This is a genomic window from Zobellia sp. 1_MG-2023, from assembly GCF_030549125.1.
GTDB classification, from domain to species: domain Bacteria; phylum Bacteroidota; class Bacteroidia; order Flavobacteriales; family Flavobacteriaceae; genus Zobellia; species Zobellia russellii.
The window spans coordinates 303829-324294 of record NZ_JAUOSY010000002.1 but is presented as its reverse complement, the minus strand read 5'-3'; the positions used below and the strand labels follow the sequence as shown (position 1 = coordinate 324294).

Annotated in this window: 17 protein-coding genes and 1 tRNA gene; 6 read left to right on the top strand and 12 right to left on the bottom strand. The window is 39.2% G+C overall.

Going from position 1 to position 20466, the window contains the following annotated elements:
* Window positions 1-6 precede the first annotated feature (6 nt).
* The 6 genes from Q4597_RS05415 to Q4597_RS05390 all read right to left on the bottom strand — a co-directional run bounded on the left by Q4597_RS05415 (window position 7) and on the right by Q4597_RS05390 (window position 4146).
* Entirely contained in the window at window positions 7-633 is a 627-nt protein-coding gene (locus Q4597_RS05415) for a biopolymer transporter ExbD (protein WP_215912992.1), read from the bottom strand.
* A 15-nt stretch (window positions 634-648) separates the two neighbouring features.
* A complete protein-coding gene (locus Q4597_RS05410) occupies window positions 649-1089 on the bottom strand; it encodes a hypothetical protein (RefSeq protein ID WP_215912993.1) in 441 nt (146 codons plus the stop codon).
* 24 nt (window positions 1090-1113) lie between these two features.
* Entirely contained in the window at window positions 1114-1860 is a 747-nt protein-coding gene (locus Q4597_RS05405) for a MotA/TolQ/ExbB proton channel family protein (protein WP_215912994.1), read from the bottom strand.
* Between the two features lie 244 nt (window positions 1861-2104).
* Window positions 2105-2192 (bottom strand) — tRNA-Ser (locus Q4597_RS05400).
* Between the two features lie 111 nt (window positions 2193-2303).
* On the bottom strand, window positions 2304-3338 hold the full coding sequence (locus Q4597_RS05395; RefSeq protein ID WP_303405129.1) for an asparaginase: 1035 nt from the start codon (window positions 3336-3338) through the stop codon (window positions 2304-2306).
* A 40-nt stretch (window positions 3339-3378) separates the two neighbouring features.
* Entirely contained in the window at window positions 3379-4146 is a 768-nt protein-coding gene (locus tag Q4597_RS05390) for a TatD family hydrolase (protein ID WP_303405128.1), read from the bottom strand.
* A gap of 37 nt (window positions 4147-4183) precedes the next feature.
* On the opposite strand from Q4597_RS05390, the gene Q4597_RS05385 reads away from it, so the two are divergent.
* Window positions 4184-4624, top strand: a complete 441-nt coding sequence (locus tag Q4597_RS05385) for a TIGR02281 family clan AA aspartic protease (RefSeq protein WP_215912997.1) — start codon at window positions 4184-4186, stop codon at window positions 4622-4624.
* Between the two features lie 101 nt (window positions 4625-4725).
* Here the strand turns inward: Q4597_RS05385 and odhB are convergent, their stop codons facing one another.
* Window positions 4726-5949: a 2-oxoglutarate dehydrogenase complex dihydrolipoyllysine-residue succinyltransferase gene (gene odhB, locus Q4597_RS05380; protein ID WP_215438554.1), complete on the bottom strand. Its 1224-nt coding sequence runs from the start codon at window positions 5947-5949 to the stop codon at window positions 4726-4728.
* A gap of 48 nt (window positions 5950-5997) precedes the next feature.
* Window positions 5998-8811 carry a 2-oxoglutarate dehydrogenase E1 component gene (locus Q4597_RS05375; RefSeq protein WP_303405125.1) on the bottom strand — a complete coding sequence of 938 codons (2814 nt, stop codon included), beginning with the start codon at window positions 8809-8811 and terminating at the stop codon, window positions 5998-6000.
* 97 nt (window positions 8812-8908) lie between these two features.
* Between Q4597_RS05375 and Q4597_RS05370 the strand changes: the two genes are divergently transcribed.
* Complete coding sequence (locus Q4597_RS05370) at window positions 8909-9445, top strand: alpha-ketoglutarate decarboxylase (RefSeq protein ID WP_303405123.1); 537 nt, start codon at window positions 8909-8911, stop codon at window positions 9443-9445.
* Here Q4597_RS05370 and Q4597_RS05365 read toward each other — a convergent pair.
* The 3 genes from Q4597_RS05365 to Q4597_RS05355 form a co-directional block, all read right to left on the bottom strand.
* Complete coding sequence (locus Q4597_RS05365; RefSeq protein ID WP_215438556.1) at window positions 9442-9795, bottom strand: hypothetical protein; 354 nt, start codon at window positions 9793-9795, stop codon at window positions 9442-9444. The two genes, Q4597_RS05370 and Q4597_RS05365, sit on opposite strands and share 4 nt — an antisense overlap.
* Window positions 9796-9881: 86 nt before the next feature.
* Window positions 9882-10898 (bottom strand): UDP-glucose 4-epimerase GalE, encoded by a 1017-nt coding sequence (gene galE, locus Q4597_RS05360; RefSeq protein WP_303405121.1) that lies wholly within the window; start codon window positions 10896-10898, stop codon window positions 9882-9884.
* Window positions 10899-11000: 102 nt separating this feature from the next.
* Complete coding sequence (locus tag Q4597_RS05355; RefSeq protein ID WP_303405119.1) at window positions 11001-12155, bottom strand: DegT/DnrJ/EryC1/StrS aminotransferase family protein; 1155 nt, start codon at window positions 12153-12155, stop codon at window positions 11001-11003.
* Window positions 12156-12246: 91 nt separating this feature from the next.
* Between Q4597_RS05355 and Q4597_RS05350 the strand changes: the two genes are divergently transcribed.
* Both Q4597_RS05350 and Q4597_RS05345 read left to right on the top strand, forming a co-directional pair.
* On the top strand, window positions 12247-13482 hold the full coding sequence (locus Q4597_RS05350) for a 3-deoxy-D-manno-octulosonic acid transferase (RefSeq protein WP_303405117.1): 1236 nt from the start codon (window positions 12247-12249) through the stop codon (window positions 13480-13482).
* Window positions 13483-14260: 778 nt separating this feature from the next.
* Window positions 14261-15460, top strand: a complete 1200-nt coding sequence (locus tag Q4597_RS05345; RefSeq protein ID WP_303405115.1) for a fumarylacetoacetate hydrolase family protein — start codon at window positions 14261-14263, stop codon at window positions 15458-15460.
* Here the strand turns inward: Q4597_RS05345 and Q4597_RS05340 are convergent.
* Window positions 15446-15997 carry an RNA polymerase sigma factor gene (locus Q4597_RS05340; RefSeq protein WP_215913005.1) on the bottom strand — a complete coding sequence of 184 codons (552 nt, stop codon included), beginning with the start codon at window positions 15995-15997 and terminating at the stop codon, window positions 15446-15448. The two genes, Q4597_RS05345 and Q4597_RS05340, sit on opposite strands and share 15 nt — an antisense overlap.
* Before the next feature lie 95 nt (window positions 15998-16092).
* Here Q4597_RS05340 and Q4597_RS05335 point away from each other — a divergent pair, with 95 nt between their 5' ends.
* Window positions 16093-17265, top strand: a complete 1173-nt coding sequence (locus Q4597_RS05335) for a FecR family protein (RefSeq protein ID WP_303405112.1) — start codon at window positions 16093-16095, stop codon at window positions 17263-17265.
* A 61-nt stretch (window positions 17266-17326) separates the two neighbouring features.
* On the top strand, window positions 17327-20338 hold the full coding sequence (locus tag Q4597_RS05330) for a TonB-dependent receptor (RefSeq protein ID WP_303405110.1): 3012 nt from the start codon (window positions 17327-17329) through the stop codon (window positions 20336-20338).
* Window positions 20339-20466: the final 128 nt, after the last annotated feature.

Sequence of the window (20466 nt, the reverse complement as noted above, 5' to 3'; positions counted from 1 at the left end):
TCTTAATTAATTGGATGATCCGGTCTCTGCCTCAGATAACTTCTGTGGAAATAAATCTTGTATCCTTTTAACCTTCTCCTTTAGATCCTCTTTTCTACCGGAATCAGTTTCTGGATTCAAATATTCAGCTTCCATATCAGTAAAATCTCTCTTATAAAGACGTTGAGCCTCACGGTTTCTTAAATCGTTGTAAGCCCCTACCAATTCGTTTTGAACTGTTATGTAAGTGCTATACTTAGTCTCACGATCGTTCTTCAAAGAAATAATAGCCTTTGCCGGGTTATCAGATGACTCAGGAAGTCTCTTTCCTTGGCAGTAACTACAATATTCAGGAGAACCTGATGGTGCACCACCGTTATCCAAGAAAGCCATTGCCTTTTCTCTTAGACTCTTGATATCAGTAAGCTCATCTTCCACTAACAACTGACCATTACGGTTAATATTAACGGTAAAGATGTTCTTTTCCTTAATTACCGGTGGCTCTTCTGTAGGCGGCTCAATAGGTGGCAACATACGATCCAAACCTGCATCCGTTTCAATGGTTGTGGTAACCAAGAAAAATATTAGTAGCAAGAATGCTATGTCTGCCATTGATCCGGCGTTTACCTCTGCTGGTCCTCCTCTTCTAGACATAATTCAGTTCTTTAATTATTTTATCATTTTTCTCACACCACCCCAAAGCATAGACCCAACGGCCACCAAGGTTAATATGAAAAATACATTTATACCTGCTCCGATTTGCTTTATCTCAGCCTCATCAGTCGGTACACCTCTGTCTGCCATTTCCTGAACGCTAACATCGGTTCCGCTAGCCATTACAAAACCAATCCCAACAACTAAAAGGAAACCAACAACTACAAATAGTGTTTTCTTTAAATTAGCTGGATTAGAAAATAGGTTTTTAAGAGCAAATACAAGACTGAACACAACCGCTATTCCCAATAGCAACCAAGTAATAGCGAACATTCCGTTAAGAGCCCCGTTATTTACCGCCTCAGAGGCAGGTGTCTCAGACTCTGGAAGCATGAACCATAAGGCAGCGCCTATCAAGCCCACAACAACCAATATTATCTTTACAATTTTGTGCATAATTTTAGGTATTACGTGTGAAACTTATTTTTTGTGGTCCACCAACATGTCTATCAAAACAATAGACGAATCTTCCATATCATTAACGATACTATCAATCTTAGCGATAATATAGTTATAGAAGATTTGCAGGATAATAGCGGTAATAAGACCGAATACCGTAGTCAATAACGCTACCTGGATATCACCTGCAATAAGGGACGCACTTAAGTTACCCACTGCACTAATTTTCTGGAAGGCCTTAATCATACCAATTACCGTACCCATGAAACCAAGCATTGGAGCAATAGCGATAAATAAAGACAACCAAGAAACGTTTTTCTCCAATTGACCCATTTGAACACCACCATAAGCTACAACAGCCTTCTCAGCAGACTCTACACTTTCTCCAGCTCTATCCAAACCTTGGTAGTAAATGGAAGCAACAGGTCCTTTAGTGTTTCTACAAACTTCTTTAGCAGCTTCAACACCACCCGATGCCAATGCATCTTCTACTTGTTGTCTTAGTTTAGCAGTATTCGTAGTTGCCATGTTCAAATAGATGATTCTTTCGATCGCTACCGCAAGACCAAGAATCAAACATAAAAGAACAATACCCATAAAGCCGGCACCACCTTGTATAAACATTTCTTTCAACACTTGGGTGAAACCTTTTTCAGCTTCAGCCGGGGCATCTTGCAGCATCATTGCTGTATTAGCCATTGCATTAACAGTATTTGTACTCATTACAAACAACCCGCCCACGGCTAGGATAGAGGATAATTTTTTCATTTGTTCAAACTTAAATTAGTTATTTAATAGGGTTAAAGATAAAAAAAAATCACAATAAAAAAAGTAAAACTTCGTTGCATCGGGGAAGTGGTTGCCAAATACTGAGCAAGACATTGAAACAGGTTTTCACACCCGTGTCCGTGCCCGAACGAATCAAGCATAGACCTCCATTTTGCATATAAAAATTAAACTTACAAATATTTCCAGTTCAAACTAATTTAAACTGAAAAATCTTTTTGTTCTGCAGAGAGGAAGGGATTCGAACCCTCGATACACTTTTGGTGTATACACACTTTCCAGGCGTGCGCCTTCGACCACTCGGCCACCTCTCTATTTTAAACCTGTCCTTTTCTACCTTTTTACAAAAACAGACCAGACAAGATCACCCTTTTTAAGGGGTGCCCAAATAACAAAAAAAATATTAGTTGATGAAATTAAAACTATTAATTTTCTTGAATCTCTCCACGTAGCGAAGTCTCAAATATGCTCTTGAACAATTTTGGCGATACATTATTACCCAAAAGGTACATTAACTTGGCAATTGCAGCTTCGGTCGTAATGTCTTTACCATTAATAACTTGCAGCCGCTCCAACTGTTTACTTGTTTCATAACGCCCCATAGAAACACTACCTCCCGAGCATTGTGTAACATTTACAATATGAATATTATTTTCTTTTGCCTTTTCTAAAATATCTATGACCCAAGGCTCATTTGGCGCATTTCCGGCTCCATATGTTTCCAAAATTAAACCTTTTAATCCCGGAATAGCCACCACACTTTCCAAAACAGCAGGCCCAATACCTGGAAAAAGCTTCAAAACCACAACATTAGTATCCATATTTTTATGGACCTTGAACCTTTTGCGCCTCACATAAGGTAGCAAATATTCTTCACTTACCTTTAAATGAACACCGGACTCAATCAATTCAGGGTAATTCAACGATGCGAACGCCTGAAAATGCTCCGCATTTATTTTGGTGGTACGATTGGCCCTGTACAATTTATATTCAAAATAAAGGCCTACCTCTTGCACTACAGGCCTTTTGTTTCGCTGCAAAGCCGCTATTTGAATGGACGTAATCAAATTTTCCTTTGCATCTGTACGCAAATCCCCAATGGGCAATTGCGATCCGGTAAAAATGACCGGCTTGGCCAAATTTTCCAACATGAAACTTAATGCAGAAGCTGTATAACTCATAGTATCACTACCATGAAGTACCACAAACCCATCATGGGAATCATAATGACCCTCTACAATAGAAGCTATCTCTGCCCAATGCTTTGGGTTCATATTGGAAGAATCTATCGGTTCCTCAAAAGAAACGGAATCAATGGTACAATCCAACTGCTTTAACTCGGGTATATTCTTCAGTAATTTATCAAAATTAAATGCCTTAAGCGCCCCCGACTCATAATCCTTGACCATACCTATAGTACCGCCCGTATATATTAAAAGGATGTTACTTTTATCTCCCAAACCCTACATATTTATTTTTATACTGAATAAACAGGACGTTTTAGACCCCAAATACCTGCTTTGAATTTTCTGTGGTGACATCTGCTATTAGCTCCGTAGACACATTATAAACATCGGCCAGTTTTTCAAGCACGTTCATAAGGTATGCACTTTCGTTTCGTTTTCCACGATAAGGTACCGGAGCCAAATAAGGCGAATCGGTCTCCAAAACGATATGCTCCAGTGGAATTTCAGCCAAAAACGTATCTATTTTTCCATTTTTGAAGGTAACCACACCACCAATACCCAGCTTCATATTATAGGATATTGCTTTTTGAGCCTGTTCCAGATTCCCCGTAAAACAATGGAAAATTCCATGCAACTCATCTCCTTTCTCACTCTCCAAAACCTCAAAAACCTCATCAAAAGCATCACGACAATGGATAACAATGGGCAATTTATACTTTTTTGCCAACTGAATCTGCGCCCTAAAAGCGTTTTGTTGTTCCTTTAAAAAGGTTTTATCCCAAAACAAATCAATGCCAATTTCACCAACGGCATAAAAATTTCGTTGTTCAAGCATTTCCTCTACATGGCTCAACTCTTCCTTGTAATTCTCTTTTACATGAGTTGGATGCAAGCCCATCATCAAAAAAATATGTTTCGGGTATGATTTCTCTAGCGCCAACATAGCACTTGTATAAGTTGAATCAATAGCTGGTATAAAGAATCGTTTTACACCAATGGCAATTGCTCTATCAATAGCAATTTCCCTATCCTCATCAAAAGCTTCACTGTATAAATGTGTGTGGGTATCCGTTAGTATCATGCTGCAAAAATAGCCTTATCTTTGACAAAAAGAATAGATGTCCTCTTTGAAAAGATTCCTACGAAAAAAAAAGTACACCCAAATCCCGTTAAAGCTCACCAAAACCGATCACTTTGAAATTTCAGCCAAAATAAATGGTATTACCGGAAGATTCATTTTAGACACTGGAGCATCAAACACCTGTATTGGCATTGACAAAATAAAGCAATTTGGACTTGCCTCCGAAGCGTCTGAAATTAAAGCTGCAGGAGCGGGAGCCACGGATATGGAAACCCTTATATCTGACAAAAACAAAATTCAAATAGGCAACTGGAAAGCGAAAACATTAAAAATTGTACTTTTTGATTTAGTTCATGTAAACCAAGCCCTAACCGCACACAACAGTTTTCCGGTAGACGGAATCATAGGTGCAGATGTCCTAAAGAAAGCAAAAGCAGTCATTGATTATGACAAATATTGTGTATATCTAAGAATGTAGGCAACGTACCCAAAAACGTAATTACGCAACAAGAAAAAACCCTAAAACTCTTTAACAGACTTAAGAGTTTTAGGGTTATATATTATAAAGAATAGTATTTTCTACATTTCCAAAGCCTTCTTAACATTACCATCCATTAATAATTCTTCTGGATTTTCCAATGCTTCCTTAATGGCGACCAAGAATCCTACAGATTCTTTTCCATCAATAATACGGTGGTCATAAGATACGGCCACATACATTATAGGTGCAATAGCAATAGCCCCATCTCTAACAATAGGTCTTTCCACAATGTTGTGCATTCCTAAAATGGCACTTTGCGGTGGATTGATAATTGGTGTGGACAACATTGACCCAAAAACACCTCCATTAGTAATAGTGAATGTACCTCCGGTCATTTCATCTACAGTGATTTCACCTTCACGGGCACGAATAGCCAATCTTTTTACTTCCGCTTCAACCCCCCTAAAAGTAAGGTTCTCCGCATTTCTAATTACCGGAACCATCAATCCTTTAGGACCTGAAACCGCAATACTAATATCACAGAAATCATAGGAAACCATTTCCTTCCCATCGATCATTGAATTTACCGCCGGATACATTTCCAATGCACGAACTACGGCTCTTGTAAAAAAGGACATAAAACCTAAACCTACACCATGCTTGGCTTTAAAATCATCTTTATATTGCTTTCTAAGTTCAAAAATAGCAGACATATCAACCTCGTTAAAGGTGGTAAGCATTGCTGTTTCGTTCTTAGCGGAAACCAAACGCTCCGCAACTTTTCTGCGCAACATAGACAGTTTTGAACGCGTCTCCCCCCTACTTCCTCCGGTAGGTGTACCCATAGAAGGAACAGCGTTTACAGCATCATCCTTAGTGATACGCCCATCTTTTCCGCTTCCTTTTACAGCAGAAGAATCGATACCTTTTTCACTCAATATTTTTCTAGCGGCAGGAGAAGCTACTCCTGAAGCATACGTTTCTTTTGCCTGTGCAGGTTGCGGCGCTTTTGCCTCTTCCTTTTTAGGCTCCGCTTTTTTATCTTCAGCTAAATCCTTTTCCGCAGCAGCCCCTTCCGGTTTTGCAGCATCTGTATCAATTAAACAAACTACGGCACCAACGGCAACAGCATCACCAACTTCGGCCTTCAGCGTAATAACCCCACTTTCTTCAGCAGGAAGTTCTAATGTAGCCTTGTCTGAATCCACCTCGGCAATGGCCTGGTCTTTTTCAACGTAATCACCATCTTCTACCAACCATTCCGCAATTTCTACTTCGGTGATAGATTCACCCGGAGATGGGACTTTCATTTCTAATATCATGCTATACTTATTTGCTGTGTTATCTTTACTTTTAAAATCGTCTAAACCTTAATCGTTAGTAGGTTTAGGTATTGGTTTTGACATATTATTCTTTGTCTTATCGAATACATAATCAATTACTTGCTGATGTCTCATTTTTGAACGCACCGCACTACCGGCCGCAGGAGAAGCATAAAATCTTCTTGAAGCTACCCTGAATTTGTGCGAATCACTAAAATGCATCATCATATGACTCCAAGCCCCCATGTTTCTTGGCTCTTCCTGTGCCCACACCAAATCGTCCACCTTGTCATATTTTGCAATGATTTCTTTCATTTTTTCAGCCGGAAGCGGAAACAATTGCTCTACACGAACCAATGCCACATCTTCCCTATTCTGCTCTTCTTTTACCGCCAATAAATCATAATAGAATTTACCGGTACAGAACACAAGAGTCTTTACCTTTTCTACAGTTACGGAAGCATCATCTATAACTTCTTGAAAACTACCGGTTGCCAATTCATCTACGGACGAAACTGCCTTTGGATGCCTCAATAAACTTTTTGGCGTAAATATGATAAGAGGTTTTCTGAAATTAACTTTCATCTGCCTTCTTAAAATATGGAACATCTGAGCTGGAGTTGAAACATCTGCTATGTACATATTGTCCCTTGCACAAAGCTGCAAATATCTTTCCATACGAGCAGAGGAATGTTCCGCCCCTTGACCTTCATAACCATGAGGAAGCAACATTACCAATCCGTTCTGTAGTTTCCACTTATCTTCTGCCGCAGAGATATACTGATCTATCATAATTTGGGCACCATTACTAAAATCCCCAAACTGCGCCTCCCAAATAGTTAATGTATTAGGACTTGCCATGGCATAACCATAATCGAAACCAACTACACCATACTCTGACAATAATGAGTTATAAATCTGAAACTTAGCTTGTTTGTCACTAAGATGATTTAATAGCATTACTTCTTCTTCACTCTCCTCTACCTTCATTACGGCGTGTCTATGCGAAAAAGTACCACGTTCCACATCTTGACCGGACATACGCACACCATAGCCCTCTTGCAACAAAGTACCATAAGCTAATAATTCGCCCATGGCCCAATCTAGCTTATCGGTCTCGAAGAACATGTTTTTACGGTCTCTCACCAATTTCTCTACCTTACGCAAGAATTTCTTATCCTTTGGCAGTTGTGTGATTACCTTTGCCACCTTGGTAAGTTCCTCCTTATCAACAGTGGTATCTACTTTCTCCATCATCTCCCACTCACGAACATTGGAAAAACCTTTCCATTCGTCCGCCATAAAGGGAGTGATTTCCGTTTTATCTTCTTTACGGGAATCTACAAGCTCTTCTTCCAAAGAAGCCTTGTATTCCTCTTCTAATTTTTTTACATAGTCGGCCTCTATAATTCCTTCCGCCAACAATCTTTCCGCATATATATCACGCGGATTTTGATGCTTAGCTATAGCCTTGTACAATTTGGGCTGTGTAAAACGAGGCTCATCACCTTCATTATGACCATACTTCCTATACCCTAGCAAATCAATAAACACATCTCTATTAAAACGCATACGATATTCCAGAGCAAAAAGTGAGGCATGTACCACAGCTTCTGCATCATCTGCATTTACATGCAGAACAGGACTTAAAGTAACTTTACCCACATCCGTACAGTAGGTAGACGTACGTGCATCTAAATAGTTTGTGGTAAAACCTATCTGGTTATTGACCACCATATGAATAGTTCCGTTGGTCTTATAGCCATCCAAATTAGCCATCTGAACCAACTCGTACACAAGACCTTGACCTGCAATAGCCGCATCACCATGCACAACTATTGGCAATACTTTTGAAAAGTCATCCGGAAAATGAGCATCTTGTTTTGCACGGGCTATACCCTCTACAACGGCACCAACGGTTTCCAAATGCGATGGATTGGGTGCAATGTTCATTTTTATTCTGTTACCGTTATCCGTTTTACGTTCGGACGTCCAGCCTAAATGGTATTTTACATCACCATCAAAAATCTCTTGCTCATAATCCTTACCATCAAACTCGCTAAAGATATCCTTTGCGGCTTTTCCAAAAATATTGGTAAGTACATTAAGTCTCCCCCTGTGGGCCATTCCCATAACAAACTGCTCTACACCAAGCTCGGCAGCACGCTCCACTACAGCATCCAAAGCAGGAATCAATGATTCATTACCTTCTAGGGAAAATCGTTTTTGACCTACATATTTAGTATGCAAAAAGCCTTCGAACGAAACAGCCTGATTCAATTTTTTCAGAATCCGTCTTTTGTGCTCGGCATCAAATTTTGGGTGATTGTCATTTACGTTCAACCAATTCTGAATCCACTCAACACGCTCCGGTTTACGGATATACATATATTCAACACCAATGGCATCGCAATAAATATGTTGTAAATGATCAATAATTTCTTTTAGACTACTTGCTCCAATACCGATAATCTCACCGGCATTGAAAACCGTATCCATATCACCTTGTGAGAGTCCAAAGTTCTCAATATCCAGTGTAGGCTCATATTGTCTACGTTCGCGAACAGGGTTTGTTTTAGTAAACAAATGCCCTCGGCTACGGTAACCATCAATCAAACGAATAACCTGAAACTCCTTTTGAAGCGACTCCGGCATTTGCTGCACAGCACCACCCTGTGTGCCATTCTCAGCTATTAAAGCCTCAACATCCAACCCATCAAGAGCAGATTCGGTTCCAAAATCGAAACCTTGAAAAAAGGCACGCCAACTAGGCTCTACACTGTCGGGATTGATAAGATACTTGTCGTATAATTCCGCAAAAAAAGAAGTATGAGCGGTATTTAGAAAGGAATATTTGTCCATAGAAGATTCTCTGTCATGCAAATAAATGGGTACAAAAATACAATATTTCCCATTTCTGGGATGTATCTTAGTATGCAATTTTGAAAAAATAAAGATAATGATTAAAAAACTTTATAAGACCCCAAAAAGTACTTTTTTAGGGTTGTTTCTTATCGTTTTTGCATTAAATTGTTCCGCACAGAACACTTCTGCACCTTCAGACTTCTGGAATAACGTAAAATTTGGAGGCGGGCTAGGTTTTGGACTCACCAATGGCGGCTTTAATGCATCTGTCTCACCTAGTGCCATATATCAATTTAATGATCAATTTTCCAGTGGCGTTAGTTTAACGTTCAACTATGCCAAATTGAACAATGACAAAAGGTACGCTTATGGCGGCAGCATCCTTTCTTTGTACAACCCTCTACCATTTCTTCAAATTTCTGCAGAACTAGAGCAATTACGTATTAACCGATCAATTGCTATTAACGGTTTTCCTGGTATTGAAGACAATTATTGGTCTCCAGCACTATTCCTAGGACTGGGATATACAGACCGGAATTTTACGCTTGGAATTAGCTACAATCTGCTCTATGATGACAATAAGAGTATTTATGCAAATGCCTGGCTTCCTTTTGTGAGGGTCTACTTTTAGGAGTACTTGCTTTTAAGCCATACCTTTTGTAGTTCTCTTTTTAATATGAGAAAGGCCACTTGATCCGCTACCTCAACTACATCGGTGACGGTTATTTCTTTAAAGGCCTTCTCCGGAACATCTACAATGTAGAGCAAATTGAGGTATTCAGAAAAACGCTCCATGATAAGGTGATATATTTTCTCCTTTAGAACACTTTTTAAACCCTCCGGATGTACATCTGGACTAAGGCCAATATGAATATTGGCCAGACCAAAATCCTTTATCAATTGGGCAACCAACTTTTTATAAAGGTCGTTTTTTTCTGCATTGGCAAGCAATTCTGTACTATTGGAAAAATTCAAAACCATAAATTAACTACGTTGTTGAGTGTAACGTTGGTTTTGGATTTACAAAAAAAATAACCTCTAGTTACAGAAAACACAAGACAATTAGGTTAAGCCCTAATTTTTTGTTCCCACTCCCAAGCGGATTTCATTGCTTCATCTAAGGAATATTGTGCTTTCCAGCCCAAAACTTCATTTGCCTTCTTTGTATCCGCATAAGCAGATATGACATCACCAGGTCTTCTATCTACAATTTTATAGTTCAGTTTTTTTCCTGAAACTTTCTCAAAACTGTGTATTACCTCTAACACTGAACTTCCTTTTCCAGTACCTAGATTAAAGACTTCGTAGTTATCTTCGTTTTTATTACCCAACAACCGTTGTAGTGCCTGTACGTGTGCTTGAGCTAAATCTACTACATAAATATAGTCACGAACACAAGTGCCGTCTTCAGTAGGGTAATCATCTCCAAAAACAGATAGCTGCTCTCTTAGGCCCACACCAGTCTGTGTAATAAACGGCACTAGATTTTGTGGCACACCAATAGGCAACTCCCCAATTTTAGCGCTCGGGTGCGCTCCCATAGGATTAAAATAGCGCAACGCTATAGCATTCAATGCCGGCGTAATAGCGCAGGTATCGCGAATTATTTCTTCGCCCATCTGCTTGGTATTACCATAAGGCGATTCTGCCGGTTTTACCGGGGCCTTCTCGCTAATAGGCATTTCATCGGCTTGACCGTAAACCGTACAAGAAGAGCTAAATATAAAATTGGAATTGTCTTTCTTAGACAGTTCTTTTAATAGGTATACTAGCGTACCAATATTGTTTTCGTAATACAGAAGAGGCTTCTCAACACTTTCACCAACTGCTTTTGAGGCTGCAAAGTGAATTACCCCTTCAATATCCTGATGTCTTCTGAAAAAATCTTCAACCTTTGACTTTTCCTTTAAGTCTATTTTTTCAAAAAGTGGCATTTTACCGGTTATTGAAGAAATACCCTCCAATACTTTTTCGGATGAATTAGAACAATCATCTATTATTACCACCTCAAACCCCTTGTTCTGAAGTTCTACAACTGTATGCGATCCAATAAAGCCGAGCCCGCCGGTCACTAATATTTTCATAGTTCAATTTTTTCGAAACCTATAAAACACCTGTTTGGTTCCTTCTGTAATTTATAATCTAATTCGTTTTTAAAAATCCATGATTAAGAAGCGAAAGCACTCTTAACCATTTACAAAATTTAAAACTGTTGTTGTAATAAAATCTATTTGCTCATCATCCAGCTCTGTATGCATAGGCAATGAAATAACTTCTTTCACCAATTGGTTCGTAACCTGAAAATCTGCTTCATTATAACGCTCATCCGCATAGGCTTTTTGCTTGTGTAAGGGAATAGGGTAATAAACCCCGCAAGGAATATCGTTCTCGGCCAAATGCTTTACCAAAGCATCTCGTTTTCCGTTGGTGACCCTTAATGTATACTGATGAAATACGTGGCAGGTACAATCTTGGCAAATCTCATTTTTACACTTGGTCGTTACAGGCGTAATAATATGTTCTTGCCCCTTAAAAGCGGAATTATAACTTCTGGCCGCTTGTCTCCTGCGGTCACAGTACTCATCTAACTTTGGCAGTTTTGCACGAAGAACCGCCGCTTGTATAGAATCCAATCTAGAATTGACCCCTACCACATCATGATGGTAGCGCTCATACATACCATGGTTTACAACACCTCTTAATGTATGCGCCAATTCATCATCATTGGTAAAGATTGCTCCTCCATCTCCATATGCCCCTAAATTCTTTGAGGGAAAGAAAGAAGTAGCGCCCACATGACCTATGGTTCCAGCTTTTTGTTTACCCCCATTATCGAACAAATAATCAGCCCCAATAGCTTGTGCATTATCTTCTATAACATATAGGTTATGTTGTTCCGCCAATTGCATAATAGCATCCATATTGGCACACTGCCCAAACAAATGAACCGGAACAATGGCTTTGGTTTTAGGCGTTATGGCCTTTTCAACAGCGGTAATATCTATATTGAACGAATCTGGCTCCACATCTACCAACACCGGTGTTAATTGCAAAAGGGCAATTACCTCTACGGTGGCGGCAAAAGTAAAGTCTGCAGTAATTACCTCATCTCCAGGCTGGAGCCCCAAGCCCATCATGGCAATCTGCAAAGCATCCGTACCATTGGCACAGGGAATAACGTGTTTTACACCTAAGTATTCCTCCAACTCCTTTTGAAACGACTTTACTTCCGGACCGTTTATAAAGGCCGAAGTTTCCATGATAGTAGCTATAGCTGAATTTACCTGTTCTTTTATTCCTTCGTACTGGCCTCCCAAGTCGACCATTTGAATTTTTTTCATCGCCATGAATTATATAAATCTGTGCAAAAATACGAAACCAAGCAGTACAATTTTATGTAAAGAAGTGTAATTTAGCCCAAAATATGAATCAGTGCATAGCATCTATAATGTGATTGTTCAGATTTCTTGGTTCTTCCTGAAAATTCTGGCCCATTTCAATTCTAAATTAAAGTTGTTCGTAAACGGCCGAAAGCATTCCTTTTACCTACTGGACAACGCTATTTCCAAAGAAGACAAAACTCTCTGGGTACACGCCGCTTCACTAGGTGAATTTGAGCAAGGGCTACCTATTATAGAAAAGCTAAAAAAAGAATACCCTACCCATAAAATTGTACTCACCTTTTTTTCTCCATCAGGATACGAGCTAAAAAAGAATACTTCAGCAGCAGATGTTGTGGCCTACTTGCCCATGGACACCAAAAAAAATGCATCTCGCTTCATAAAATCCGTACATCCGGACTTGGCCATTTTTATAAAATATGAGATTTGGCCTAACTATGTAAGGGCATTGGAAGCCAACAAAGTCCCGACCATTTTAATTTCTGCCTTGTTCAAAAAAAGCCAAGTTTACTTTAAGCCTTACGGTGGATTTATGAGAAATACACTAAAAAAATTCTCGGCCTATTTTGTTCAGGACGAAAATTCAAAAAAACTATTGAAATCCATTGGAATAACCAATACCGAAACTAGTGGGGACACTCGCTTAGATCGTGTTTCCGAAATTTTGGATAGAGATAACACCTTGGATTTTATGGAAGTCTTTAAAAACGACAAACTATGTTTTGTTGCCGGAAGCACTTGGCCCGAAGATGAAACCATATTAATAGACCACATCAACCATGCTCCTAAAAACTTAAAGTACGTACTAGCCCCACATACTATAAAAAAGGATAAAATTTTGGGCCTTGCCGGTGCATTTACAAAAAAAACCACACTCTACTCAAAAATTGACAACAACAATCTTCGCGATTATGATGTGTTAATTATTGACAATATAGGGATGCTCACAAAAATTTATAGTTATGCCGATATCGCCTACGTTGGCGGAGCTTTTTCTACCGGATTGCACAATACCTTAGAACCCGCTGTTTTTGGGATACCGGTTATTATTGGACCTCATTATGAAGGGTTTAAAGAAGCGGAAGATTTAGTAGACCGGAAGGGTATTTACACCATAAAAGACCAATGGACATTTGGCGAACTGTTGAAAAAATTCTTAGATAGTCCCGAATTCCGAAAAAAGACAGGCGAAATAAATGCAGGCTACATTTCTAAAAATAAAGGGGCCAGCTCGGAAATCATGAACCACATTCGAAAGCTCCTGTAAATTTCTATTTAAAATTTACCCCTTTTGCAAGAATCCAGGTTTTCACAAGCTTGTGGTTCCCTCTAAAACGTAATGCAAGTTACCTGAAACTTCGGTATTTCCATTTAACCAAGATACGTTTCACCGTTTTTATTACACACTTCAACCAAGAAATATACTAAACATAAGCTAGTTAAGTCAAATAATTCGCAAAAATTAAGCTTCATATTTATTAATTTCTTAAATTTAAAGAAATCTAACACTTATGGAACAAGAGCTAACTTTTGGAGTAAAAATGCTCAATGGATTTCTTAGAATTATGATTGCCTGTCTGGTATTTATCTTATTAGCAGTACCGGTGGCACTCGTTTTAGATTTGATAGGAATCTTATAGCACCCTAAAAACATTGAATTGACCGAACATAAAAATGGCCCTGTAGAAGGGCCTTTTAATTCTCATAAAATTGCAAGTAGGTTCATAGCATAACCTGTTCTATTTACTATATCCAACAGAGATTTCCTTACCTGCTCCCAGGTTTTTCCAAACTTAAGTTTCATTAATAGTCAATCTCACGCTAAAGCCTGTATCCTTCATAATTTTCCCAGCCCCCCAGCAGGAGCTTCAATTTATATTTAGAATTTAGAGCAGTTCGTACTCAATCTCTAAATTCCTATAATACGTGTAATCTTTCTATTGTTTAATAGACCTATCTTAATAAAAGCCCTAGTTTTCATCCAAAAGTACAAACATCCAAACTAGATTTATTTACGTATTTTCTAAGACCACCAATACTACAAAATGAAATACATTGACTTGAACACCCTTATCCCCCAATTGGCGGAAACAGGTACATGGATAGGCAGATGCGCTGTACCATCAAAAAAAGCATATAATGGAGTGGCCGGACCCCACGTAGTTCTAGCCAGAAAAGGAAACGTTTATGATCTTTCTGCACATTACAATTCTACCAGCGAATTAATCAATAGTAAAGACCCCGTTACCAAATTAAAGGCATTGACCAATTTGCCCAAACTTGGTAAAGTAACGGACATTCTTAAGAACTCTCTGTATTTCAATAGAAATCCCAAGATTCCATATTTCATTGCTCCAAATGATATTCAGGCTATAAAGGCTTGTGGTGTTACTTTTATCAAAAGCCTACTGGAAAGAGTCATTGAAGAAAGAGCCAAAGGAGATGCCCATGCGGCCAATGACATCCGCCAGACCATATACGCCTCATTAGGCAATGATTTAAGTAAAGTAGTAGCAGGTTCTCCCGAGACCGAGAAGCTCAAGGAAGAATTACAGAAAAAAGGTCTTTGGTCTCAATATCTTGAAGTAGGTATAGGAAAAGACGCAGAAGTTTTTACAAAAGCCCAACCGTTATCCGCCATTGGTTTTGGTGCGGAAATAGGTGTTTTAAAAAGTTCTAAATGGAACAATCCCGAACCGGAAATTGTACTTGCGGTATCCTCTTCCGGCAAAATAGTGGGCGCCACATTGGGTAATGACGTAAATCTTCGTGATTATGAGGGCAGGAGCGCCCTTTTACTGGGCGAGGCTAAAGACCAGAATGGTTCTTGTGCCATAGGCCCTATGTTCCGTTTGTTTGATGACACTTTCTCTCTAGATGATGTTAAAAATTGCGATGTGGAATTTGCCATGGAAGGAAAAGATGGTTTTACCACTTCTGGAAGCAATAAAATGAAAGAGATCAGCCGCACTCCTGAAAATCTGGTTTCTCAGGTGATAGGTAAGAACCACCAATACCCAGATGGTCTTGTCCTCTTTTTAGGCACCATGTTCGCCCCTACGGAGGATCGTGGTAAAAAAGGATTGGGCTTTACTCATAAAAAAGGAGATCAAGTAAACATTTCCTCAACTCATTTAGGAACACTTATCAATTGGGTAAATACTTGCGATAAAATACCCAAGTGGAAATTTGGCATTGGATCTTATACAAGCTATGTCTTAAAAAGAAATTTAAAGAAAAGTTAGACTCAGTAATAAGAAAGTAGTAGCATGCTGTCTTAAAAAGTGCAGCGCTTTAGACATTTGGTTTTCTACCGTCTTAATGGAGATACCCATATCCAATGCAATCTGCTTGTATTTCTTTTTTTCCAACTTATTTTGCACGAAAACTTCTTTACACCGTGGTGGCAGCTGCGAAATAAGAACGTTTAGATTTTCTAGCTTCTCATCTACCCTATCCCGCTCAAAAGCGGTATCGGCAATAACTTCCCATTTGATTTTATCCAAGGTATCAAAGTTTATTTTCTTTGCTCTAACGTGTTGTAAAAACTGATTGTAACAACATTTGAACAAATAATTCTTTACCGAACCATTAATATGTAACTGAGCTCGTTTTTCCCATAAATGCACCAAAGTATCCTGAACAATATCCTCTGCTAAATAGCGATTGTTACACATTTTAAAAATGTAGTTACACAACCAATCATAGTATTCGGAAAACAAATACCGGTACGCTTCGGCATTACCGCTCTGCATCTTTTTGACCAGTTTCTGTTCGTTCATTCTTTATAGTATTCTTTCAAATTTAAATAAAAATCATTCATAAGTAGGGGTTTTTTGACAATTATGCATCATTAAGTTAAAAGGTGTAAATATTTATGAATTACCACGAACTAATTTCTAAATGGCTGGACGGGACTATTTCTTCCGAAGAGAAAACACACCTAAAGACCTGGGTATCTGCAAATGAGGTCAATTTAAGCATCTTTAAAAAGAGAATTAGGGAATACAATAAAGAAACCGCTTCAACTTTTGATTTTGAAAAAGGCTTTTCAACCTTTAACGCTAGACTTTCAGCAAAAAAACGCAACAGAAAACGGCTTCTTTACGGCCTATCCTTTGCTACTCTAGGCATACTGTTGGTACTGGGAGGCTTAGAGCTCCTCAACCCTCCATTCTCAACAAATAAGGCAGAACCCATTGTATCGGGAATTGATACTGACCAAGAACCCATTGAGCACATAACCATTACTTTGGCAGACGGCAGCACCAAAATTTTATCCAGTAATGGTTCTGAGGTATTGACGGATGCGGACGGAAACATAATTGCCGACAAAAACAGAGGCGAACTCAGCTTTCAGTCTAAAAACCAGAATAGATATATGCCGGTGGTTTATAACGAAATTTATATTCCCTACGGGCAGACCTTTAAACTTAAACTGTCCGATGGCACTTCTGTTTGGTTAAACGCCGGTTCCAGGCTAAAATTTCCTACCAATTTTAATAATGATTCTTTAGTAAACAGAACTGTTTTTCTTGAGGGCGAAGGCTTTTTTGATGTTACCGAAAACAAGAAAAAGCCATTTTTGGTAAAGACCCAAGGTCTTACCGTTAAAGTGCTAGGCACACAATTTAATGTCTCGTCATACCAAAACGAAGAAACCATTGCTACTACATTAGTAGAAGGCAAAGTCAGCATTAACGAATCTAACGCTCCTAGCAACGAAATAAACCTGACCCCAAGTTTCCAGGCCAATTATAAAAAGTCCGAAAGTAACTTTAGTAAAGCAAAAGTGCAGACAGAGCTTTATACCGCCTGGATGCAGAACAAGCTAATTATTGACAACCTTAAGTTTTCCGAAATCCTGGTCAAACTTGAAAGGATTCATCAAGTAAAATTTCAAAATAACGCACAACATCTAAACAATGAAGTCTTTAAGGGCGAATTTGAAAATGAAAGCATAGAGTCTATACTCAATACAATTTCACTTAGCACTCCATTTAATTATACAATAAATCAAAACACAATAACCATAAAAAGCAAAAGCTAATGTAACACTCTCATTTATAAACAAAAACAACTAATTAGTAACTATCAAATTCACAATGATCATGAAAAAAAACCAAAAACACAGTGCTCGGGCCACCAAGCGCCTCAAGCAACTAAATCTAAAGACCATGCTCAATTTGTTTTCGCTGTTCTTTATTGTTTTTCAAGTGAGCGCGGGTACAACATCTCAAAAAAAAATTGAGTTGGATTATGAGAATACGCCGCTAAAAAACATCTTGAATGAAATAAAAACGCAAACCCAATATCGTTTTTTCTACAATACAAAAGAGATAGACGATACCAGAAAGATTTCGTTTCACGCCAAAGAGGAAGCACTTGAACAGGTATTGACCAAGCTTTCTGAAAAGGCCAATTTCGATTTTAAGATAAACGGAAAACAAATTGTACTCACCAAGAAAACAGAAGCCCCTAGTTTGCCCCAAGAAAGGGAAATTGAAGGTACCGTTAAGGATGCATCCGGCGAACCCCTCTCCGGAGCAACTGTTGTAATCAAAGGGACCACAACAGGAGCACAAACCGACTTTGACGGTAATTTTACCATTACCGCTCCAGATGACACCGCTGTTCTTGTTGTATCCTATATTGGGTACGAAACCTTGGAAGTGGCCATTGCCGGAAAAAGTTCTTTTAACATTACCTTGAACGAAGCTGCAGCCCAGTTAGACAATGTGGTTATTGTGGGCTCAAGAAACCCCAACAGGACTTCTACGGAGACAGCTACCGCAGTTGACGTAATTCCTATGGAGGATGTGGTTTCCAAAACGGGTAAAATTGAGGTAAACCAATTATTACAATATGCGGCACCCTCTTTTAATGCGAACAAACAGTCCGGATCCGATGGAGCAGATCATATTGACCCCGCTTCTTTACGTGGTCTGGGTCCTGACCAAACCTTGGTTCTGATCAACGGGAAAAGAAGACACCAATCTTCATTGATCAACGTATTTGGAACACGTGGTAGAGGCAACACGGGTACCGATCTTAATGCCATTCCATCGTCTGCAATTAAAAGAATAGAAATCTTAAGGGACGGTGCATCTGCACAGTATGGCTCGGATGCCATTGCCGGTGTTATTAATATTGTACTAAAAGATAGAACGGATGAACTTTCCGGATCTATTAGCTATGGTGCCTATAGTACCAATGCCCCAGGGGATTTCCCCGATGGGACACCCAACACGGACGGTAACCGACTAAGCACGGAGAGAGATGGAAACGCCATAGGCGACGATCAAAACTTTGACGGTGGGTCTATAAAATTCGCTGCTAATTATGGTGTTAAGATCGGCGAGGAAGGTTACGCCAACTTTACTACGGAGTATATAGCGAAAAACAAAATTCTAAGACCCGGTTTTGATTTTAGAAGGGGCTTTGGCGAGGCCGCTATAGATGGGTTTAATTTCTTTGGAAACATAAACATTCCGGTTACGGATAATACGGAAATCTACGCTTTTGGAGGTAGAAACTATAGAGATACAGATGCCTTTGCCTTTACCCGGAACAATCCTACGGAACGTAATGTAGTAAGTATTTACCCTAATGCTTTTACACCTCGTATCACTTCTAATATTATTGACAACTCTGTTGCTGTTGGGGTACGAACTGAAATGGAAAACGGTTGGAACGTAGATATAAGTAACACTTTCGGAAAGAATTTATTCCATTACTTTATTAAAGGTTCTTTAAATGCTTCTCTTGAAGAAACATCACCTACAGATTTCGACGCTGGTGGACACAGCCTTAGCCAAAACGTAACCAACTTGGATGTTTCTAAGTTTTATGAAGATATCATGTCCGGTATGAACCTAGCTTTTGGTGCAGAGTACAAAACCGAGAATTTTGAGATTTTTGCAGGCGAAGCCTCATCATACGGAACTTTTGATGTAGATGGTGTCCTAATTACAAACCCTGCCACACAGACCATTCCTACGGATCCGGTTACGGGCGATCAAAGACCTGGTGGCTCACAAGGTTTCCCAGGTTACAGCCCTGCTAACGAAGTAGACCGAAGCAGAAGCAACGTCTCACTTTATGGAGATTTAGAACTGGACGTTACCGAAAAATTATTGGTCAGCGGTGCCGCACGTTTTGAGTATTTTAGTGATTTTGGAAGTACCACTAACGGTAAGTTGGCGGCAAGATTAAAAGCGTCCGAGAACATTAACATAAGAGGTTCCGTTAGTTCAGGTTTTAGAGCGCCTTCATTAGCACAAATCTACTACAACCTTAAATTCACCAACTTTATTGGTGGTGTAGCTTCGGAAGCTCTTCTTTCTCCGAACAACAGTCCGGTTACCGCTTCTTTCGGGATAGGGCCATTAAAGGAAGAAAAAGCATTTAATGCCGCACTAGGTTTCACCGCTAAAGCCGGTAATTTTACCGCAACGGTAGACGGATACTATATTAAGATTAAGGACCGTATTGTGCTAACAGGAAATTTCCCTGCGCCACAGATACCAAATGTTAGTTCTGCCCAGTTCTTCGTAAACGGCGCGGACACCCAGACCTCAGGTCTTGATGTTATTTTGGCTTACAAAAATACGCTTTCTGAAGACAGTTCATTTGGTGTAACCTTTTTGGCCAACTTCAATGATATGAAGATTGATAATGTAGATAACGGAAGTTTGGATGAAAGCACATTCTTTGGTGAGCGTGACAAAAGTTTCTTATTGGCCTCTGCACCTGATAGTAAATTAAACTTAAACCTAAACTACACAAAAGGTTGGTTTGATGCTGCACTAAGCTTTACCCGTTTTAGTGAGATAGAACTTATTGACTACCAGATTTTTGAGGATTTTGCTGATTTAGGTTATTCTTCGCAAGCCGATTTATTAGATGGAGCAACCGATAGGTATAGTGCAAAAATAGTTACCGATCTAAATTTTGGGTTTGAACTATCTGAAAGTTTAAAACTAAGTGTAGGTGGTAATAATCTGTTTAATGTGTATCCTGACCAACAAGACGACTGGTCTGATTCAGGCGGGTACTGGGATGCCGTACAAATGGGCTTTGCAGGTTCTTATTACTACGCAAGACTCGCATTTACCTTCTAAAACAAGCACTTATATTTGTTTTAGCTAAGTGCCAAAAGCCACTCACTTTTATGTTGAGTGGCTTTTTTATTTTGATATCAGGTTCCTTTAAAGTGCTTTACTCCCATCTTCCGATTATACAATGTAAT

Excerpts from the sequence above, each read along its gene's own strand:
- Q4597_RS05415 (WP_215912992.1), bottom strand. The coding sequence starts at position 633 with ATGTCTAGAAGAGGAGGACCAGCAGAGGTAAACGCCGGATCAATGGCA.
- Q4597_RS05410 (WP_215912993.1), bottom strand. The coding sequence starts at position 1,089 with ATGCACAAAATTGTAAAGATAATATTGGTTGTTGTGGGCTTGATAGGC.
- Q4597_RS05405 (WP_215912994.1), bottom strand. The coding sequence starts at position 1,860 with ATGAAAAAATTATCCTCTATCCTAGCCGTGGGCGGGTTGTTTGTAATG.
- Q4597_RS05390 (WP_303405128.1), bottom strand. The coding sequence starts at position 4,146 with ATGATACTAACGGATACCCACACACATTTATACAGTGAAGCTTTTGAT.
- Q4597_RS05385 (WP_215912997.1), top strand. The coding sequence starts at position 4,184 with ATGTCCTCTTTGAAAAGATTCCTACGAAAAAAAAAGTACACCCAAATC.
- odhB (WP_215438554.1), bottom strand. The coding sequence starts at position 5,949 with ATGATATTAGAAATGAAAGTCCCATCTCCGGGTGAATCTATCACCGAA.
- Q4597_RS05375 (WP_303405125.1), bottom strand. The coding sequence starts at position 8,811 with ATGGACAAATATTCCTTTCTAAATACCGCTCATACTTCTTTTTTTGCG.
- Q4597_RS05370 (WP_303405123.1), top strand. The coding sequence starts at position 8,909 with ATGATTAAAAAACTTTATAAGACCCCAAAAAGTACTTTTTTAGGGTTG.
- Q4597_RS05365 (WP_215438556.1), bottom strand. The coding sequence starts at position 9,795 with ATGGTTTTGAATTTTTCCAATAGTACAGAATTGCTTGCCAATGCAGAA.
- galE (WP_303405121.1), bottom strand. The coding sequence starts at position 10,898 with ATGAAAATATTAGTGACCGGCGGGCTCGGCTTTATTGGATCGCATACA.
- Q4597_RS05355 (WP_303405119.1), bottom strand. The coding sequence starts at position 12,155 with ATGAAAAAAATTCAAATGGTCGACTTGGGAGGCCAGTACGAAGGAATA.
- Q4597_RS05345 (WP_303405115.1), top strand. The coding sequence starts at position 14,261 with ATGAAATACATTGACTTGAACACCCTTATCCCCCAATTGGCGGAAACA.
- Q4597_RS05340 (WP_215913005.1), bottom strand. The coding sequence starts at position 15,997 with ATGAACGAACAGAAACTGGTCAAAAAGATGCAGAGCGGTAATGCCGAA.
- Q4597_RS05335 (WP_303405112.1), top strand. The coding sequence starts at position 16,093 with ATGAATTACCACGAACTAATTTCTAAATGGCTGGACGGGACTATTTCT.
- Q4597_RS05330 (WP_303405110.1), top strand. The coding sequence starts at position 17,327 with ATGAAAAAAAACCAAAAACACAGTGCTCGGGCCACCAAGCGCCTCAAG.